At 57.0% G+C, this 14,019-nt stretch carries 20 protein-coding genes; 18 read left to right on the top strand and 2 right to left on the bottom strand.

The features are described from left to right. Positions 1–13: 13 nt before the first annotated feature. From PF1751_RS18200 to PF1751_RS18170, 7 genes are all read left to right on the top strand, one after another. Positions 14–193, top strand: a complete 180-nt coding sequence (locus PF1751_RS18200) for a Cro/CI family transcriptional regulator (protein ID WP_024075251.1) — start codon at positions 14–16, stop codon at positions 191–193. 82 nt (positions 194–275) lie between these two features. Beyond that, the gene (locus PF1751_RS18195; RefSeq protein ID WP_044287510.1) at positions 276–698 is read left to right on the top strand and encodes a phage regulatory CII family protein; all 423 of its coding nucleotides are present in this window, start codon (positions 276–278) and stop codon (positions 696–698) included. Between the two features lie 65 nt (positions 699–763). Next, a complete protein-coding gene (locus PF1751_RS18190; protein WP_044287508.1) occupies positions 764–1,621 on the top strand; it encodes a replication protein in 858 nt (285 codons plus the stop codon). Continuing rightward, entirely contained in the window at positions 1,611–2,420 is an 810-nt protein-coding gene (locus tag PF1751_RS18185; protein WP_044287505.1) for an ATP-binding protein, read from the top strand. The genes PF1751_RS18190 and PF1751_RS18185 overlap by 11 nt, the downstream gene beginning before the upstream one ends. Position 2,421: 1 nt before the next feature. After that, positions 2,422–2,937 (top strand): hypothetical protein, encoded by a 516-nt coding sequence (locus PF1751_RS18180; RefSeq protein ID WP_044287504.1) that lies wholly within the window; start codon positions 2,422–2,424, stop codon positions 2,935–2,937. Beyond that, the gene (locus PF1751_RS18175; protein WP_044287503.1) at positions 2,934–3,539 is read left to right on the top strand and encodes a recombination protein NinG; all 606 of its coding nucleotides are present in this window, start codon (positions 2,934–2,936) and stop codon (positions 3,537–3,539) included. Before PF1751_RS18180 ends, PF1751_RS18175 begins: the two co-directional genes overlap by 4 nt. After that, positions 3,536–4,081, top strand: coding sequence for a hypothetical protein (locus tag PF1751_RS18170; RefSeq protein WP_044287502.1), 546 nt, complete (start codon positions 3,536–3,538; stop codon positions 4,079–4,081). The genes PF1751_RS18175 and PF1751_RS18170 overlap by 4 nt, the downstream gene beginning before the upstream one ends. A 137-nt stretch (positions 4,082–4,218) precedes the next feature. Here the strand turns inward: PF1751_RS18170 and PF1751_RS18165 are convergent, their stop codons facing one another. Further along, entirely contained in the window at positions 4,219–5,994 is a 1,776-nt protein-coding gene (locus PF1751_RS18165; protein WP_044287501.1) for a sensor domain-containing phosphodiesterase, read from the bottom strand. 387 nt (positions 5,995–6,381) lie between these two features. Here PF1751_RS18165 and PF1751_RS18160 point away from each other — a divergent pair, with 387 nt between their 5' ends. The 7 genes from PF1751_RS18160 to PF1751_RS18130 all read left to right on the top strand — a co-directional run bounded on the left by PF1751_RS18160 (position 6,382) and on the right by PF1751_RS18130 (position 8,863). Continuing rightward, on the top strand, positions 6,382–6,615 hold the full coding sequence (locus PF1751_RS18160; protein WP_044288146.1) for a hypothetical protein: 234 nt from the start codon (positions 6,382–6,384) through the stop codon (positions 6,613–6,615). A gap of 102 nt (positions 6,616–6,717) precedes the next feature. Continuing rightward, a complete protein-coding gene (locus tag PF1751_RS18155) occupies positions 6,718–6,957 on the top strand; it encodes a hypothetical protein (RefSeq protein ID WP_044287500.1) in 240 nt (79 codons plus the stop codon). A 321-nt stretch (positions 6,958–7,278) separates the two neighbouring features. Then, entirely contained in the window at positions 7,279–7,602 is a 324-nt protein-coding gene (locus PF1751_RS18150) for a phage holin, lambda family (protein WP_044287499.1), read from the top strand. Next, positions 7,599–7,976: a hypothetical protein gene (locus tag PF1751_RS18145; protein ID WP_044287498.1), complete on the top strand. Its 378-nt coding sequence runs from the start codon at positions 7,599–7,601 to the stop codon at positions 7,974–7,976. Before PF1751_RS18150 ends, PF1751_RS18145 begins: the two co-directional genes overlap by 4 nt. 214 nt (positions 7,977–8,190) lie before the next feature. Beyond that, positions 8,191–8,421 carry an Acb2/Tad1 domain-containing protein gene (locus PF1751_RS18140; protein WP_044287497.1) on the top strand — a complete coding sequence of 77 codons (231 nt, stop codon included), beginning with the start codon at positions 8,191–8,193 and terminating at the stop codon, positions 8,419–8,421. Further along, entirely contained in the window at positions 8,421–8,612 is a 192-nt protein-coding gene (locus PF1751_RS18135) for a hypothetical protein (RefSeq protein ID WP_044287496.1), read from the top strand. Before PF1751_RS18140 ends, PF1751_RS18135 begins: the two co-directional genes overlap by 1 nt. Then, the gene (locus PF1751_RS18130) at positions 8,609–8,863 is read left to right on the top strand and encodes a hypothetical protein (RefSeq protein WP_044287495.1); all 255 of its coding nucleotides are present in this window, start codon (positions 8,609–8,611) and stop codon (positions 8,861–8,863) included. Before PF1751_RS18135 ends, PF1751_RS18130 begins: the two co-directional genes overlap by 4 nt. Before the next feature lie 20 nt (positions 8,864–8,883). On the opposite strand, the gene PF1751_RS18125 is transcribed toward PF1751_RS18130, so the two are convergent. Further along, a complete protein-coding gene (locus tag PF1751_RS18125) occupies positions 8,884–9,339 on the bottom strand; it encodes a hypothetical protein (RefSeq protein ID WP_044287494.1) in 456 nt (151 codons plus the stop codon). Between the two features lie 94 nt (positions 9,340–9,433). Between PF1751_RS18125 and PF1751_RS18120 the strand changes: the two genes are divergently transcribed. From PF1751_RS18120 to PF1751_RS18105, 4 genes are read left to right on the top strand one after another with little or no spacing between them, the layout of a single operon-like run. Beyond that, positions 9,434–10,033 carry a hypothetical protein gene (locus PF1751_RS18120; protein WP_044287492.1) on the top strand — a complete coding sequence of 200 codons (600 nt, stop codon included), beginning with the start codon at positions 9,434–9,436 and terminating at the stop codon, positions 10,031–10,033. Between the two features lies 1 nt (position 10,034). Then, a complete protein-coding gene (locus tag PF1751_RS18115) occupies positions 10,035–11,525 on the top strand; it encodes a terminase large subunit (protein ID WP_044287491.1) in 1,491 nt (496 codons plus the stop codon). Beyond that, positions 11,525–12,985 (top strand): DUF4055 domain-containing protein, encoded by a 1,461-nt coding sequence (locus tag PF1751_RS18110; RefSeq protein ID WP_044287490.1) that lies wholly within the window; start codon positions 11,525–11,527, stop codon positions 12,983–12,985. The genes PF1751_RS18115 and PF1751_RS18110 overlap by 1 nt, the downstream gene beginning before the upstream one ends. Beyond that, the gene (locus PF1751_RS18105; protein ID WP_420820063.1) at positions 12,903–14,015 is read left to right on the top strand and encodes a minor capsid protein; all 1,113 of its coding nucleotides are present in this window, start codon (positions 12,903–12,905) and stop codon (positions 14,013–14,015) included. The genes PF1751_RS18110 and PF1751_RS18105 overlap by 83 nt, the downstream gene beginning before the upstream one ends. Positions 14,016–14,019 lie beyond the last annotated feature (4 nt).

The following is a 14,019-nucleotide window of genomic DNA, read 5'->3' as shown; positions in this document are numbered from 1 at the left end:
ACGAGGATTCGCAATGAATACGCATGAAGTCGCCGAATTCTTCGGCAGCAAGACAAAGCTGGCGCTGGCCCTGGGTATCCGTCCAAGCGCAGTGACCATGTGGGGAGAAACGATTCCCGAATCCAGGCAGTACCAGATTCAGGTTCTCTCCAAGGGCAGATTCAAGGCAGCAAAGAAGGCGCAGGCCGCCTGACATTGATGTCCGCCGATCCATAGAGCAAATGATCGCTTCTGCATCGGCAGGGCGCCACGGAAACAAATTTGAGGTTTTACGAATGGAAGACTTTTTAGATGCATGCCAGGCAGCAGTGAAGGGCAATGAGCCCAAGATCCTGGCTGCAAAGATGGGTATTCCGCACGTTGGCCTGCTTCAGCGCGCTAACCCGGACAACGAGGCTCACCACCTGACCGTGGAGCACCTGTTCGGGATCTTGCTGCACACCCGCGACATGCGCCCTCTGCTGGCTCTCGCCAATGAGTTCGGCTTTGACCTGGTATCGAAGTCAGCGCCGGAGCCGCAAGCGCTCACCAAGTCGCTGATCAACGTGGGCAAGGAAGTCGCCGACCTGACGATCGCGGTTCACGAAGCGCTGGACGACAACCACGTCAGCACTTTTGAAAAGAGCCTGATCCGCCAGGAGATCAATCACGTTCGACAGAGCCTCGACGTGATGGATGCGTCCGTGAAGGCAGCCTGAATTTCAGACACAAAAAAGCCGACGTACGAGGTCGGCTTCTTCAACAGCTTTATGCGAGAGAAATCATGCCAAACATTGTTGCGTTACACAACCCTCGGGGATTCACCCGTATGGACAATAGCCTTATGGAGGCATTGGCTACGGTTGACCTGCCAGCGCGTGAGCTGCGCGTGCTCATGGCCATTGCACGCCAGACAATCGGCTATCAACTAGAAACCAAACGCCTGACTGCCGACGATATCGGCAAACAGACCAACTTGCGCCGTGACGTCACGTCGAAGGCGATCAGCCACCTCCTTGAGCGCCGGATCATTTTTCGCGTTGGCGGGAGCCGTGGGGATATCGGCATCGCGCCTGTGCGCGAGTGGTCTTACTTCGAAGAAAAACAACCGAGTCTCACTGAGACCAAAACGTCTCACTCAGACAATATCGTCTCACTGAGACCGCCTGCGAGTGAGACCAAAACTGCTCACTCCCTTCTTTATACAAAGAAAGAACCCCTATTAACTCTTTCTACGAAAGAGATTAATCCGCCCCAAGAGCCAGCCGGACCTCCGAAGCCTGATCGCAAAACTCCGTTCGGCATGGCGCGGCTGTTGGCCGACAACCCGCACAATGTCCCTGAGCAACTGCTGGCCGACTGGCTGACACAGCGCAAAGCCAAGCGCGCCGCAGTGACCGCCACCGTCTGGGCGACCGTGAACACCGAGCTGGCCAAGTGCGCCGAGGCCGGGATCACTGCAGACGATGCAATCACCGAAGCGCTGAATTCCGGCTGGCAGGGTTTCAAGGCTTCCTGGGTGATCAAGCGTCTGGCTGAATCCGCACCGGTGCCGGCCCCTCAGTCTCGTCACACCGGTTTTGCTGACCGTAACTACACCGATAGCCTGATTCAGCGTGAGGACGGTTCCTATGCGATCTGAGCGAACTGAGCAACCCGCACCTGAGCTACCGCCGGGAACTCGCATCCAGCCAGGAGGCTGTGAGATTCACGGTGCTTTCGAGCAGAAGGTATTCCCGGTGCTGGGCAAGGAGCTGAAGAGCGCCTGCCCTGAGTGCAGCCGAATCTCACGCGAGAAGACTGAGGTCGCCGAGCTGGCGAACAAGGCGATGGAGCTACGTATGGCCATGGAGCGCAAGCTCGGTGCCGCACTGATCCCCAAGCGCTTCGCCAGTAAAACCCTGGACGGGTACATCGCCACCACCGCAGAGCAGCGCAAGGCGTTGAACACTTGCCGCCGGTACGCCGCCGAGTTTAAGCAGATAGCCGAGGCAGGCCGCTGCCTGCTGCTGCTGGGCAAACCCGGTACCGGAAAGACGCACCTGTCCGTGGCGATTGCCAATGAAATCATGGCCAAATCAAGCGCAACCGCTGTGTACCGCACCATAGGTTCCGTGCTGCAGGCGATCCGTGCGACTTACGACCGCGCCAGCGACCAGAGCGAAAGTCAAATCCTTTCGACCCTGATCAGCCCCTCGCTGCTCATCCTGGACGAGATCGGCGTCAGCAAGGAAAAGCCCAGCGACTTCGAGTTGACCACGCTTTTCGCAATCATCAATGGCCGATACGAGCAGGTGCGCCCCACGGTGATTGTTTCCAATCTCGACGGTAAGGCGTTACCGGATGCCATCGGCGACCGCTGCATTGATCGGCTCCGAGAGGGCGGCGTGATTGTTATTCCGTTCGAATGGGAATCGCAGCGCGGAAAGGAGGGCTTTTGATATGACCAGGTTGACAAAGCCCCGCCCAATGCCTGTGTACCTAGTGCTGCGGCGCCTGGTAGATCCGGCCACCGGCAAGGAGGTCGCCGCGTTCGTACCGTCCTCCGACGCCGACCGGTCGATCCTTCGCGAGCGTGAATTCAAGATGAACGCGAAGATCCGCGCCGACCTCAAGCAGCCACGCAACCCACGGTTCAACGGCTTGGTCCACGGCCTGGGCCGGGTGCTGAGCCAGAACATCGATCGGTTTTCCGGGAAGCAATCGCATGATGCGATCAAGGCCTTGCAGTTGGAGTCGGGCGTGTACTGCGACGAGGAATTGTTCGACATCCCTGGCCTGGGCCAGCTCACCCGCAAGATCCCCCGCAGCCTTTCCTACGACTCGATGGGGGAGGAGACATTCCAAGATTTCTGGCGGCAGTGCTGCGCGTACCTGGTGCTGCATGACTGGCCAACGCTCACAGAAGAGCGCCTGACCGAAATGGCCGAGTTCGAAGCATTCAAGGAGGCTGCATGACGATTGAGCGCAAGCCGCCCAAGCCAAAGAGGTGCCGTGTCGCAACGTGCAGGGCCTCATTCGTGCCTGCGCGCCTGGGCCAGGCCGTATGCAGTCCGAAGTGCGCACTCGTCGACGGGCCGCGCCACGCGCCGAAGGCTCGCAAGGCCCTGGACCAGATCGAGCGCGCCGAGATCAAGGTCCGCAAGGAGAAGCTGAAGAGCAGGGCGGACCACCTGCGTGAAGCCCAGGCCGCTGTGAACGAGTACGTGCGCCTGCGTGACGCTCACCTACCGTGCATCAGCTGCGACTCGACGCCGAACGACAACGACCTCATGACCGGCAGCCGGTGGGATGCCGGGCACTACCGATCCGTCGGCGCCTGCCCTGAGCTGCGCTTCGAGCCGCTGAACATCCACCGCCAGTGTGTGAAGTGCAATCGCAACCTTTCCGGCAACGCCGTGGAGTACCGCATTCGCCTAGTCCGGCGCATCGGCGCCGAGAAGGTGTCTTGGCTGGAAGGCCTTCACCCGGCTTGCAAGTACACCGTGGAAGAGATCAAGGCCATCAAGGCCAAATACCGAGCAAAGACCAGAGAACTGAAAAAAGGTGAAGCCGCATGACCTATCGCAACGTTGTTTCAGCAGTAGTTCGAGCCCTCGCGGCCGAGACCATCAGTTCCGCCGGCGGCTGCGACTTTGAGCCGAAGGTGCAATGTGCCAAGCAGAAGGGGGAGATTGTCGGCAAGGAGGCAGCATTTCTGCAGGACTGCTGGGTGTTCGGTCGGCTACATAAGACGTTGACCCCGGCTCACTGGCGGGTGCTCGTTGCGAAGTACTCAACGCATCAGGAGCACAAGCACGACGCCATTCTTGAGCTGCTTAACTCGGTGTGCACGCCGGCGCCGAAACGCTTCCGGGAATGCGCTGTGCTGACCTGGGCCATTCCGCAAGTGGCAGGGGCCGAGGGCAAGCGCTCCGCCGCGGTGCTGCCGGCTGCCTGGTATGACATAGCCAACTGGGATAACGACGGCAAGCCGGAATCGACTCGTTATCGGTGGCGGTCTTCCATACGAAAAGCTTTGGATCGTCAGATGAATGAGGCGCTGGTGGCCGCTCAAGAGCTCCTTGACGCGGAGGGGCTAATTGAGACGTTCGCTGCATAATAAATTGCCGCGGCGATGAACTGGAAAGGTGGCCTATATGACCCCAGCTTTGTGAGATGGGCGGGAGCTGGAAACGAGCTTCCCGCCGACAAGTTCTAATGAATTAAAAGGACTCAGTACCTGGCTCTGTAGTCCGATCACATGGCCGCGTTGAAACCACCTTGCTCCAGCCATTCTTCTAGTGGTTTCGCTTTCAGTGGGGGTGTGAATAGGTATCCCTGCGCCTCTGAACACCCCCAGGGCGTAATTAGATCTAAGATACTTTTGGTCTCGACTCCCTCTGCTACGACTCGATACCCTAACCCTCTCGCAAGCTCGATTAGTGTCTTAACTAACCTCTTATCTTTTTCGTTTGTGTCCAGATTGCTGATCAGTGACTGGTCTAGTTTTACCGTACTGACCGGAAGTTGCCTTAGGTATGTCCAGTTGCTGTAGCCAGTGCCGAAGTCGTCCACGGAAATATCAATGCCTAGCCCACGGGCGCGCTCTAGCTGAGTAATAACTGCCTTTGGGTCTGACATGTGCATACTTTCAGTGAATTCAAGTTCTAGATTTTTGGGTAGGAGTGCGCCGTCGTTTATGTACTCTGTGATTTTGTTTACGAATTTTGAGTTTTCAAGATCACTGACAGTCACATTCATGGAGATTCGTAACTCAATACCTTTGCTCCTCCATACTTTCGCTTGGGAAACTACGGCATGAAGTACCCAAAAGGTAATCGAATGCATCAACGCAGTTTTCTCTGCCAATGGTATAAATTCTGCAGGGCTGATAGGTCCGAGCGTAGGGTGATTCCACCGGATCAAGGCTTCAACACTTTCACATGCTAGGCTAGGTAACCTGATTTTCGGCTGGAAAACTAGGCTCAGTTGATTTCCAGATCGAACGGCGTCAGGCAAGGAACTCAGTAGCACAAATGCTCGCTGCTGAGCTGCGTCCAACTCAGGCTGATACATTGTCCATCCCAAGTTACGAACTCTGGCGTCGTCGGCAGCGCCTACCACCAGGCGTAGCCAGTCCCTCTCTTCTGCATCAGCGATCTTCAAAACTCCAATGCCTGGCTGCATAGGTATTGGAATTCCTTGACAATCAACCGGTTCGCAAAAGTTAGAAAGAATGTCAAGGCAGAGGCGCTCGACCGGCTCGCCAGCTTTCAAAAGAAACCCAAAACGTGTGGGACTAATTTTGTACAGAAGATAATCTTTAGGTAGTAAAGACTGAAGTCTAGTCTTTACGTCGAGCATTAATTTTTGAGAAAAGCTGTAACCAAGTGCTTTTACTACGTCATTCAAAAATTTCGGTGATATTACGTCCACCGCAAAAAGGTCATGCTGAATGCCGCTGGAGCTTGCCATGCGGATATCTTCTTCCAATCTAAGTCGATTGAAAAGTCCAGTAGGCTGATCAATGAAGTTCCGTGAGCGTAAGCTTGTAATCCTCATTACAACGAGTTGAGCAAAATAAACGAGCATTCCCGCATCTCGCTTGCTCATTGGTTCTCGAGCTGAAGTATCTATTATGCATAGGCTGCCCAAGGAGAAACCATCACTTGTGAGAAGTGGTGCGCTAGCGTAGTAGCGAATGAAGGGCGGGCCGGTGACCATAGGGTTATCTTTGAAGCGCTCATCATCTCGCGCGTCCAAAACCTCTAAGGGCTTTCTGTCGCGTAGCGAGTGGGCGCAGAACGAAACGTCCCGTGGTGTAGTGTGTTCTTCAATCCCAATCCGAGCCCTGAACCATTGGCGGTGCTTATCGACAATAGAAATTAGCGCGATGGGAGCATTGAAGTATTCTGAAGTCATCGAAATCATTTTCTCGAAGACTTCATCGTCTTGTTCATTTTGCGGGCAGAGGGCCTCAACGCGTTTTAAGCGTTCTGCTTCGTACTCAGGAAAATGGGCGTTTACGTCCATAATTAGCCTCGTGTATCACGACCATATGGCTAAACGGTATCAGATCCCCTGCAGACCTACGACTTCATTTACCTATCGCTCCAATAGGTTAGACCCGGTCACACGTATGGCGCATACCCCGGATACGACCGTTTTACCGTTCGAAAGGATGTAGGCAAAAATCTGGAACGCCCTGGATAGGTTTTAATCGGCGGAGCTACAAGCAAAGTTCGGATACCCAAAAAATGTTGCACTGAGTGAGAAAATGAGAGATTATTTATTCATCCTATCGATCTTACGCGTTAGGAAGTTGCACTGCGAAGCCCGGCTAATATGTCGGGCTTTTTGTTGCTCTCAGTCTGTCCAGAGTCGAAAATAGAGATTCCGACTATAAACTGGGAGAGCGTCATGGTTTTGCGTGGCATGGCACAGATGCATGTCGACGACTTGGCGGAACGGTTCAAGAAGTTGGTTGTAGGGCAGGCTGGCAACGCGGATATTCAGTTTGCGTGGGTTGTTTTTTATCAGGGCAGAATGTTCGGAGCTTATTCAACGGCCGAGCTTGCACTGAAGAAAATAACGGATATTGAGCACTGCATCAGCATCGACGAGGCCCCAGTCCCTCAAACTTCAAGCGACTAAAGTTTTTATGAAGCCCCGCCTAGAGCGGGGTTTTTTATTGCCAAAATGCAGGCGAAAGACCGGAAAGACCCTCCTGCTCAATCGACGTTCGAGGATCTACCGATGACCTACATCACCCGCTGCAAAATGACTCTTCGCTCCAAAGGGCCTGTTCAGGGCTCGACGGAATCACTGACCCGCCTGCACTTCGGCGCCGTGTGGTCTGCCAATCCTGCGGAAGAGGATGCGATCTACGGCAAGTACACCCCGTACGGCGAATACGTCGTGAATGTGGCTGCCGACCGGGCCGAGCATTTCGAGGAAGGGAAGGACTACTACTTCGATATCTCGCCGGCTTTCTGATTCACCTGTAGCCAGGACAGCCTTCGGGAAGGCCTGGACGTCGATAGCCGGTAGTGCGACGTACGGAAATAACACCGGCAGCCCGTGCATCCTGACCTCACTGTGCTTCCAGGGTGGCGCGAGACAAGAACGGCGAGATCGATGCATTGGGGCGTCGACGCTGGGACTGTCTTTGGCTGACAGCGGGAAAGACCGCGCACCTATTCAGGGCCTCGACATTGATCGGGGCCTTTTCGTTTTCGGCCCCACCACACCCGTTGCTCCGAGCTGGGAGTGCAGTTGGTGCCGGATCTATCAATCTCCCCGAGGGGAGCAACCCGGATGCCTACCATGCCTGACAAGCCAGACACATGGGCCAAGATCTGGCTGGCGTTGAGCAATCCGCTCTGGCAGGGCGCAATCATGGCCATCACAGTATCGTTGCTTCGAGTCATGTACGACGCGAAGGAAACCAGTAAGCGTCGGATCTTGTTCGAATCGCTGATCTGCGGATCGCTGAGCCTTGTTGCGTCCAGCGTGATCGAGTGGATGACCTGGCCGCCCAGCTTATCGGTTGCTGCTGGAGGGACTATTGGGTTCCTCGGCGTGACTGCCATCCGCGAGCTGGTGACCCGCTTCCTGGGCCGCAAGGCGGATTCAGTATGAAGGCCTTCGCTGCTGCAATCATCATCGCCCTGGTCGGCCTGCTGCTCGTTGGCATCCAGCAATCCCGTGTCGTCGCCCTGCGCGGGGAGGTGGCCTTCGAAGCCGGCGAGAAGAAGAAGGCGGTCGACGCCAACCTCGAAAGCCAGGCGACCATCACCACGCTGCGCGCTGAAGCAAAGCGCAATGCTGAATACCAGGCAGACCTGGCAAAGCGCCTCAAGGCCAGCCAGGACAAAGCCAAGAAGGCGGAGAAGAACTTTGAAAACCTCAAGCGCAACAGCAAGCCTGTTCGTGACTGGGCTGCTCAGCCTCTTCCTGACGGCCTGCGCGGCAAAGCCGGTAGTGGTAACAAAGACCCAGGCCGTAAGAATTGAAGCCCCTGAGCTGATCCCATGCGAGCGCATTAACGACAGCGATGAAGACCTTCGCCTCAATGGTGACGTGTGGGAGCTGAAAGACAAGGCGGTCCGGCTGCTGGACACCTGCGCAGATCAGGTTGACGCGCAGATCCTCCGAAGCCAGAGCAAGTAATCCGCGCCACGTTTTCGAATGCGCCAAATCGTGGCGCGCAATCATGAGGAATCACCCATGGATAACCAGCACAAGAAAACCACCGGCTACCGCGACCTGAGCCAGTCCGAGATCGACGGCATGAATTCCATCAAGGCGCTGGAGGCGGACACGGGCGAACTGTTCAAACAGATCGGCCAGATCGAAGGCGTTGACCCGCGGCTGCTAGCACTGGCCAAGACGAACTTACAACAAGGTTTCATGTGGTTCGTGCGCTCTATCGCCAAGCCAGCCGATCCATTCAGCTGATGGGCGACGTAACCCGCCTGCGCCATGCGCTACCGATGAGTCAGGACATCAACGCAGCGGTAAGCGCTCTCGACAAGGCCATTGCTACCGCCGTGGACGCCGCCAAGGCTGCCGGGCTCCCCCAGGGCCTGATCGTTGGATTGCTCCACGGCCATGCCCATGCACAGACACACCAAATGGTGATCGAATGACCGTCAAGGTTCTGGAGTTCAAGCGGGAAGACTGGCGCGACGCCGCCAAGACCCTGCGCAAGATTGCCGATAACCTTGATGCCGGTGAGCATCCCGAGTGCACCGTAGGTGCCTTGACCCTGATCGGTGCCAAGGGTGAGGTGACAGTGTTCGGCCTCGGCCCCAAGTGTAACGACCTGCAATGCCTCGGCGCTATGCGCCTGGGTGAGCAGAAGCTGATTGATGTGCTGCTTGACGACGACGGGAACTGATCTCGCCGCCGTAACATCGCTCAGTGGATGGGCGGGTTTTCGGTCCGAAGCAGATGTTCTGCGCCGATAACCTGCATCCGTTGGCTATTGTACTTTTCATCAAGCGAAAGATATTCGTCCTGTTCTTCTGCCGATTTATGTCTAGTAGACATGCTTAAGGCAACGTACCTCTCTGACTCTTCATGCGTGAGCCCTACAAAAATTTCCCTGCCAAGCTGGTCAGTGTTCAAGGCTCGAATCTCGTTGAGCAAAGCCCTGCTTTGGTCATCAAGAAGCAGCTTTTTCGATTCTCTGTTTAACAATGCACAATGAGCTTCTGCGTCAGGCAATTTTTCGTAATGGCCGGGCAGATTTCGTTTTTCTACAGTGTCGAAAATTCCATAACCCTCAGGGGATGCCTTTGACGTTCTCCTGGCGCCGTTGACGCCAATTAGCTCAACGTGAACCTTCCGCTTTACCTTGTATCTCGGCTCCATTTTCTTCTTCCTTGTGCTGAGTGGATGAATCTTCACAAATACCGGCAACGCGCCACTATTTCAACCTCGCCTGTAGGCGCACCTGAGACAATTTATGACAACCAAGCAACCCGACTGGGAGGCAATCGAACGCGCCTACCGGGCTGGTTCGCTTTCCATCAGGACTATCGCAGAGCGCCAAGGCGTGAGCGACACGGCAATCCGGAAGAAAGCCAAGGTTCAAGGATGGGCGAGAGACCTTTCTGACCAGGTGCGTAAAGAGGTTCGAAGCAAGCTGGTTCGCGGAGAGGTTCGCAACGACCAAGGCGCGAACTGCGAACTTGACGCCGAGATCATCGAAGAGGCCGCAGAAGAAGGCGCTCGGGTGGTTCGCAGTCATCGCCGAGACATTCGCAAAGCCACGAACCTCGCGAACCTGCTGATGGATGACTTGCTCAACACCATCCAGCGCCGCGAAGAGATCGAAGACGCGATCATCGACGCGACTGACGAGGACAATAACGGTATGCGCCGGGCCTCGATGCTCGCTGCTGTTGCGCTGCCCAGCAACTCCAAGACCTTGTTTCAGCTTTCCTCTGCAATGAAGAACCTGCAAGTCCTTGAGCGGCAGGCATTCAGCCTGGACGAGAAGGAGAAGACGGACGACGCCGACGAGATCTCGAAGATGATGGACGAACTATCACAGGACGCCTGATATGAAGCCCGAGCACATGAAACTGCTTCGGGACCGGTTCTGGCGACTGAACAACCTTTACTTCATCACTGACAAGCAGGGGAAGAAGGTTCGCTTCCGCATGACGCAGGAGCAGATCGATTACTTCCAGGGGATGCATACCCGGAACATCATCCTGAAAGCTCGCCAGCTGGGCTTTACGACGCTGGTGTGCATTGTGCAGTTGGATGCAGCGTTGTTCGAGGCTGCCAAGTGCGCCTTGATTGCTCACACACTGAACGACGCGAAGCGCCTGTTTCGTGAAAAGGTCAAGTACGCCTACGACAACTTGCCGAAGGAGCTACGCGCTGCCAATCCGGCGAGAAACGACGCTGCCGGCGAACTGGTGTTCAGTAAGGGCGGCTCGCTTTACGTCTCTACCTCATTTCGGGGCGGTACGCTGCGCTACCTGCACGTATCTGAGTTCGGGAAGATCTGCGCCAAGTTTCCGCACAAGGCGCGGGAGATCGTCACCGGTGCTTTCGAGGCTGTCGCTGCTGAGTGTTTCGTAACCATCGAGTCGACGGCAGAGGGCAGGGCCGGGTATTTCTTTGATTACAGTCAGTCAGCAGAGCGCCAGCAACTCGCTGGTGTCCCGCTGGGCCTGCTTGACTGGAAGTTCTTTTTCTTCAGTTGGTGGAATAACAAGGCCTACTGGCTTGACCCGACTAACGTTGTCATCCCGCAGCGCCTGACCGACTACTTCAACGAGCTGTTCGCGAAGCACGGCATTGACACGAACCCGGGCCAGCGAGCCTGGTACGCCGCCAAGGAGAAGACTCTCGGCGACGACATGAAGCGGGAATACCCGTCACTGCCGGCGGAAGCCTTCCAGCAGTCGATTGAGGGTACCTACTACGCCAAACAGTTCACCAAGCTGTATGGCGCTCAGAGGATCGGCCCGCTACCGGACAACAGTCATCTGCCGGTGCACACGATATGGGATATCGGCGTCGGCGACTCCACGGCGATCTGGTTCGTCCGGATCGTTGGCGAGGAATATCACGTCATCGACTTCTACGAGAACAGCGGTGAAGGCCTGCGGCACTACATGAAGGTGCTCAAGGATCGCAAATACACGTACGGCGATCACTGGGGCCCGCACGACATCGACAACCGCGAATTCGGTAGCGACGGCAAGACCCGGCGCGAACTGGCCCGGGAGGGCTACGAGATCGACGGGCAAAAATACAGCCTCAAGTTCAGCGTTGTTCCAAAGCTCGGCATCGACGAGGGCATTGAGCAGGTTCGGGAGATCCTTCCGGCCTGCGCCTTCGATGAGTCCAAGTGCGAACTGGGTATTTCCTGTCTGGAGAACTACCGAAAGGAGTGGGACGACAAGCGGGGCTGCTGGAAAGACAAACCACTTCACGACTGGTCATCGCACGGCGCGGACGCCTTCCGCTACTTCGCCGTCTCGATGGGCCGACGCAAACGCACAGGCGGAACACGCCGAATTGGAGGCTTGGCCTGATGCCAGTGCAATCGACAAACCCCGACTACGACGTGCACATCGCCGAGTGGGAAATGATGGACGACGCGCTCGAGGGTGAGTGCGCCGTGAAGCGCAACGAGCGCAATCTGCCCAAGCCGAGCGGCATGGTCGAGGCGGAAAAGCTCGACGGCGCCGGCAACAAGTACCTCTACGAGAACTACACGAACCGAGCTCAGTACGAACACTGGGTGCGCGACTCGCTGCGGTCGATGATGGGCCTGGTCTCACGGCTTATTCCTGAGATCGAATTGCCCGGCGGCTTGAAAGGGCTGGAGGACAATGCCACTGCCGACGGCTTCGGCCTGAAGCAGTTGTTCTTTCGCATGGTGCGCCAGGCCATTTCACACGGCCGGGTACCGCTGGTGGTGAATATCGACGAGAGCGGTGAACCGTATTTCTCGACGTACGCCACCCGCAACGCGATCAACTGGGACACGGCTGATCAAGGCGGCCGACAGGACCTGGTGCTTTCTGTGTTCCGCGAGTTCCGCAAGAAGGGCGGCGATCGCTACAGCCATGACTGCGACACGGTGTTCCGTGAGTTCTTCATGCTCAACGAGGTCTGCTACACCGCCGTGCGAAATGAAGGCGGTGAGCTGGTTGAGGACGAAACGCCGTTGGGCACAACAGGAACTGACAACCGTCTGGTTAAAGGCCTGCCGTACTTGCCGGTGATCTACTGCGGCTCGACCGACAACTCGCCAGACGTCGACGAGGTGCCGCTGCTGACCATGGCGCGGGCCGCGCTGAAGTCCTACCAGTTGAGCGCTGACTACTTCACATCACTGCACCAGACCAGCCACCCGCAGCCGTGGGTTTCTGGCTTGGATGAGGCGGTGGAGCTGAGCGTCACCGGCCCATCGGCGGCATGGGACCTTGGTCCGAATGGCGAGTGCGGTTACCTGGAATTCCAAGGCGCCGGTATCGAAGCAGTGCGTAAGGCCATGGATGACCAGAAGAACGCCGCGCTTGAGGCAGGCGCCAAGGTCATGGACGTCGGCGGTACCGAGTCAGGCGAGGCGCGTAAAACACGCCAGAACGATCAGCACGCCACGCTGCACAGCATCGTCATCACTGTGGCAGAGGCGGTGGAGCAGGGACTGCGGTATGCGGCCGAGTGGAAGGGCTACGACCCAAAGCAGGTCAAGTTCAAGGTGAACCCTGAGTTCGTGACCCCAGTGGTCGATGCCCAAGTACTCGCTGAGCTGCTGAAAGGCGTGATGGCCGGCACAATCAGCGCCGACACCTACTGGCAGTACCTCACCACCGGCAAGCTGCCGGAGCGCCCATACGAAGACGAAGCCGAACTGATCAGCGATGAGCGCGAGTCGGCCGGCATCAACTTGGACAAAGACGATGCCATCGAGAAACCTGGTGCAGGCGGACAGCCAACTGCTGGAGCAGACGACTCGCCACTCGGTAATGCTGGAGCGGCTTAAGGCCGGCGAGGTCAAGAAATTTGAAAAGTACCTGCGCCAGATCGACAAGCTGGTGCGGGAGCAACTCACCCGCAAGGAGCTGACCACCTACAGCCGGGACCGCCTTGAGCAGTTCCTGGCCCGGGTGGACGGCAAGCTCCTGGAGATCTACAAGGCCTACGGTGATCTGGTGCAGGCTGATCTGGTCGACATCGCGCTTTACGAGTCGAGTTTTGAGGCCAAAAGCCTCAGCAATGCGCTCTCCATCGATGCGGTGGTGCCGACCAACACGGTGATCCGCGCGGCGGTATTCTCCTATCCGCTGCAGGTGAAAGGTATCGACGGTGGAAAGCTGCTGAAGAGTTTCGTCAGCGGCTGGACGCGCACGGAGACGATGCGCGTCACGAACACCATCAGGCTCGGCTTCGGCCAGGGCCAGACCAATGCGCAGATCATCCAGGCGATTCGCGGTACCGCGGCGCAGAACTTCACGGACGGCGTCTTGGCGGTGAGTAACCGCAACGCTGCCGCTGTGGTGCAGACGGCAATCCAGCACGTGGCTACCACGGCGCGAATGGAGACGCTGAAGGCCAACAGTGACGTGGTTCTGGGCTACCGCTGGGTGTCGACGCTCGATCGCAAGACCTCTCAGCAGTGCAAGGGCCTGGATGGGATGCGTTTCGACCTGGGTAAAGGCCCGCTGCCGCCGGCGCATATCAACTGCCGGTCAACCACGGTGCCCTCCACCAGGCTTTCGGAGATGTTCGCCAAGGACGCCACGCGCGCTTCGGTGGGCGATAACGGCGGGGCCCAGGTCGACGCCGGCCTAAATTATTACGAGTGGCTGGCAACGCAACCGGCGAGCTTCCAAGACCATGCCCTCGGGCCAGTCCGAGGCAAGTTGTTCCGTGATGGCGGGCTGACGCCGGAGAAGTTCGCAAAGCTGCAGCTCGACAAGTCATTCAAGCCACTGACGCTGGCGCAGCTGAAGGAAGCAGAGCCTGACATGTTCACCCGAGCAGGCGTTACACTCGGCGCTCCACCAGGTTGAGATA

The organism is Pseudomonas simiae, assembly GCF_000934565.1.
GTDB lineage: Bacteria > Pseudomonadota > Gammaproteobacteria > Pseudomonadales > Pseudomonadaceae > Aquipseudomonas > Aquipseudomonas simiae.
Note: the sequence above shows the minus strand (reverse complement) of the source record. Positions and strands in the feature narration are given on the sequence as shown.

Excerpts from the sequence above, each read along its gene's own strand:
- PF1751_RS18140 (WP_044287497.1), top strand. The coding sequence starts at position 8,191 with ATGGATAACCAGCACAAGAAAACCACCGGCTACCGCGACCTGAGCCAG.
- PF1751_RS18180 (WP_044287504.1), top strand. The coding sequence starts at position 2,422 with ATGACCAGGTTGACAAAGCCCCGCCCAATGCCTGTGTACCTAGTGCTG.
- PF1751_RS18165 (WP_044287501.1), bottom strand. The coding sequence starts at position 5,994 with ATGGACGTAAACGCCCATTTTCCTGAGTACGAAGCAGAACGCTTAAAA.
- PF1751_RS18115 (WP_044287491.1), top strand. The coding sequence starts at position 10,035 with ATGAAGCCCGAGCACATGAAACTGCTTCGGGACCGGTTCTGGCGACTG.
- PF1751_RS18150 (WP_044287499.1), top strand. The coding sequence starts at position 7,279 with ATGCCTACCATGCCTGACAAGCCAGACACATGGGCCAAGATCTGGCTG.
- PF1751_RS18170 (WP_044287502.1), top strand. The coding sequence starts at position 3,536 with ATGACCTATCGCAACGTTGTTTCAGCAGTAGTTCGAGCCCTCGCGGCC.
- PF1751_RS18105 (WP_420820063.1), top strand. The coding sequence starts at position 12,903 with ATGCCATCGAGAAACCTGGTGCAGGCGGACAGCCAACTGCTGGAGCAG.
- PF1751_RS18190 (WP_044287508.1), top strand. The coding sequence starts at position 764 with ATGCCAAACATTGTTGCGTTACACAACCCTCGGGGATTCACCCGTATG.
- PF1751_RS18155 (WP_044287500.1), top strand. The coding sequence starts at position 6,718 with ATGACCTACATCACCCGCTGCAAAATGACTCTTCGCTCCAAAGGGCCT.
- PF1751_RS18200 (WP_024075251.1), top strand. The coding sequence starts at position 14 with ATGAATACGCATGAAGTCGCCGAATTCTTCGGCAGCAAGACAAAGCTG.
- PF1751_RS18195 (WP_044287510.1), top strand. The coding sequence starts at position 276 with ATGGAAGACTTTTTAGATGCATGCCAGGCAGCAGTGAAGGGCAATGAG.
- PF1751_RS18125 (WP_044287494.1), bottom strand. The coding sequence starts at position 9,339 with ATGGAGCCGAGATACAAGGTAAAGCGGAAGGTTCACGTTGAGCTAATT.
- PF1751_RS18175 (WP_044287503.1), top strand. The coding sequence starts at position 2,934 with ATGACGATTGAGCGCAAGCCGCCCAAGCCAAAGAGGTGCCGTGTCGCA.
- PF1751_RS18160 (WP_044288146.1), top strand. The coding sequence starts at position 6,382 with ATGGTTTTGCGTGGCATGGCACAGATGCATGTCGACGACTTGGCGGAA.
- PF1751_RS18110 (WP_044287490.1), top strand. The coding sequence starts at position 11,525 with ATGCCAGTGCAATCGACAAACCCCGACTACGACGTGCACATCGCCGAG.
- PF1751_RS18120 (WP_044287492.1), top strand. The coding sequence starts at position 9,434 with ATGACAACCAAGCAACCCGACTGGGAGGCAATCGAACGCGCCTACCGG.
- PF1751_RS18135 (WP_044287496.1), top strand. The coding sequence starts at position 8,421 with ATGGGCGACGTAACCCGCCTGCGCCATGCGCTACCGATGAGTCAGGAC.
- PF1751_RS18130 (WP_044287495.1), top strand. The coding sequence starts at position 8,609 with ATGACCGTCAAGGTTCTGGAGTTCAAGCGGGAAGACTGGCGCGACGCC.
- PF1751_RS18185 (WP_044287505.1), top strand. The coding sequence starts at position 1,611 with ATGCGATCTGAGCGAACTGAGCAACCCGCACCTGAGCTACCGCCGGGA.
- PF1751_RS18145 (WP_044287498.1), top strand. The coding sequence starts at position 7,599 with ATGAAGGCCTTCGCTGCTGCAATCATCATCGCCCTGGTCGGCCTGCTG.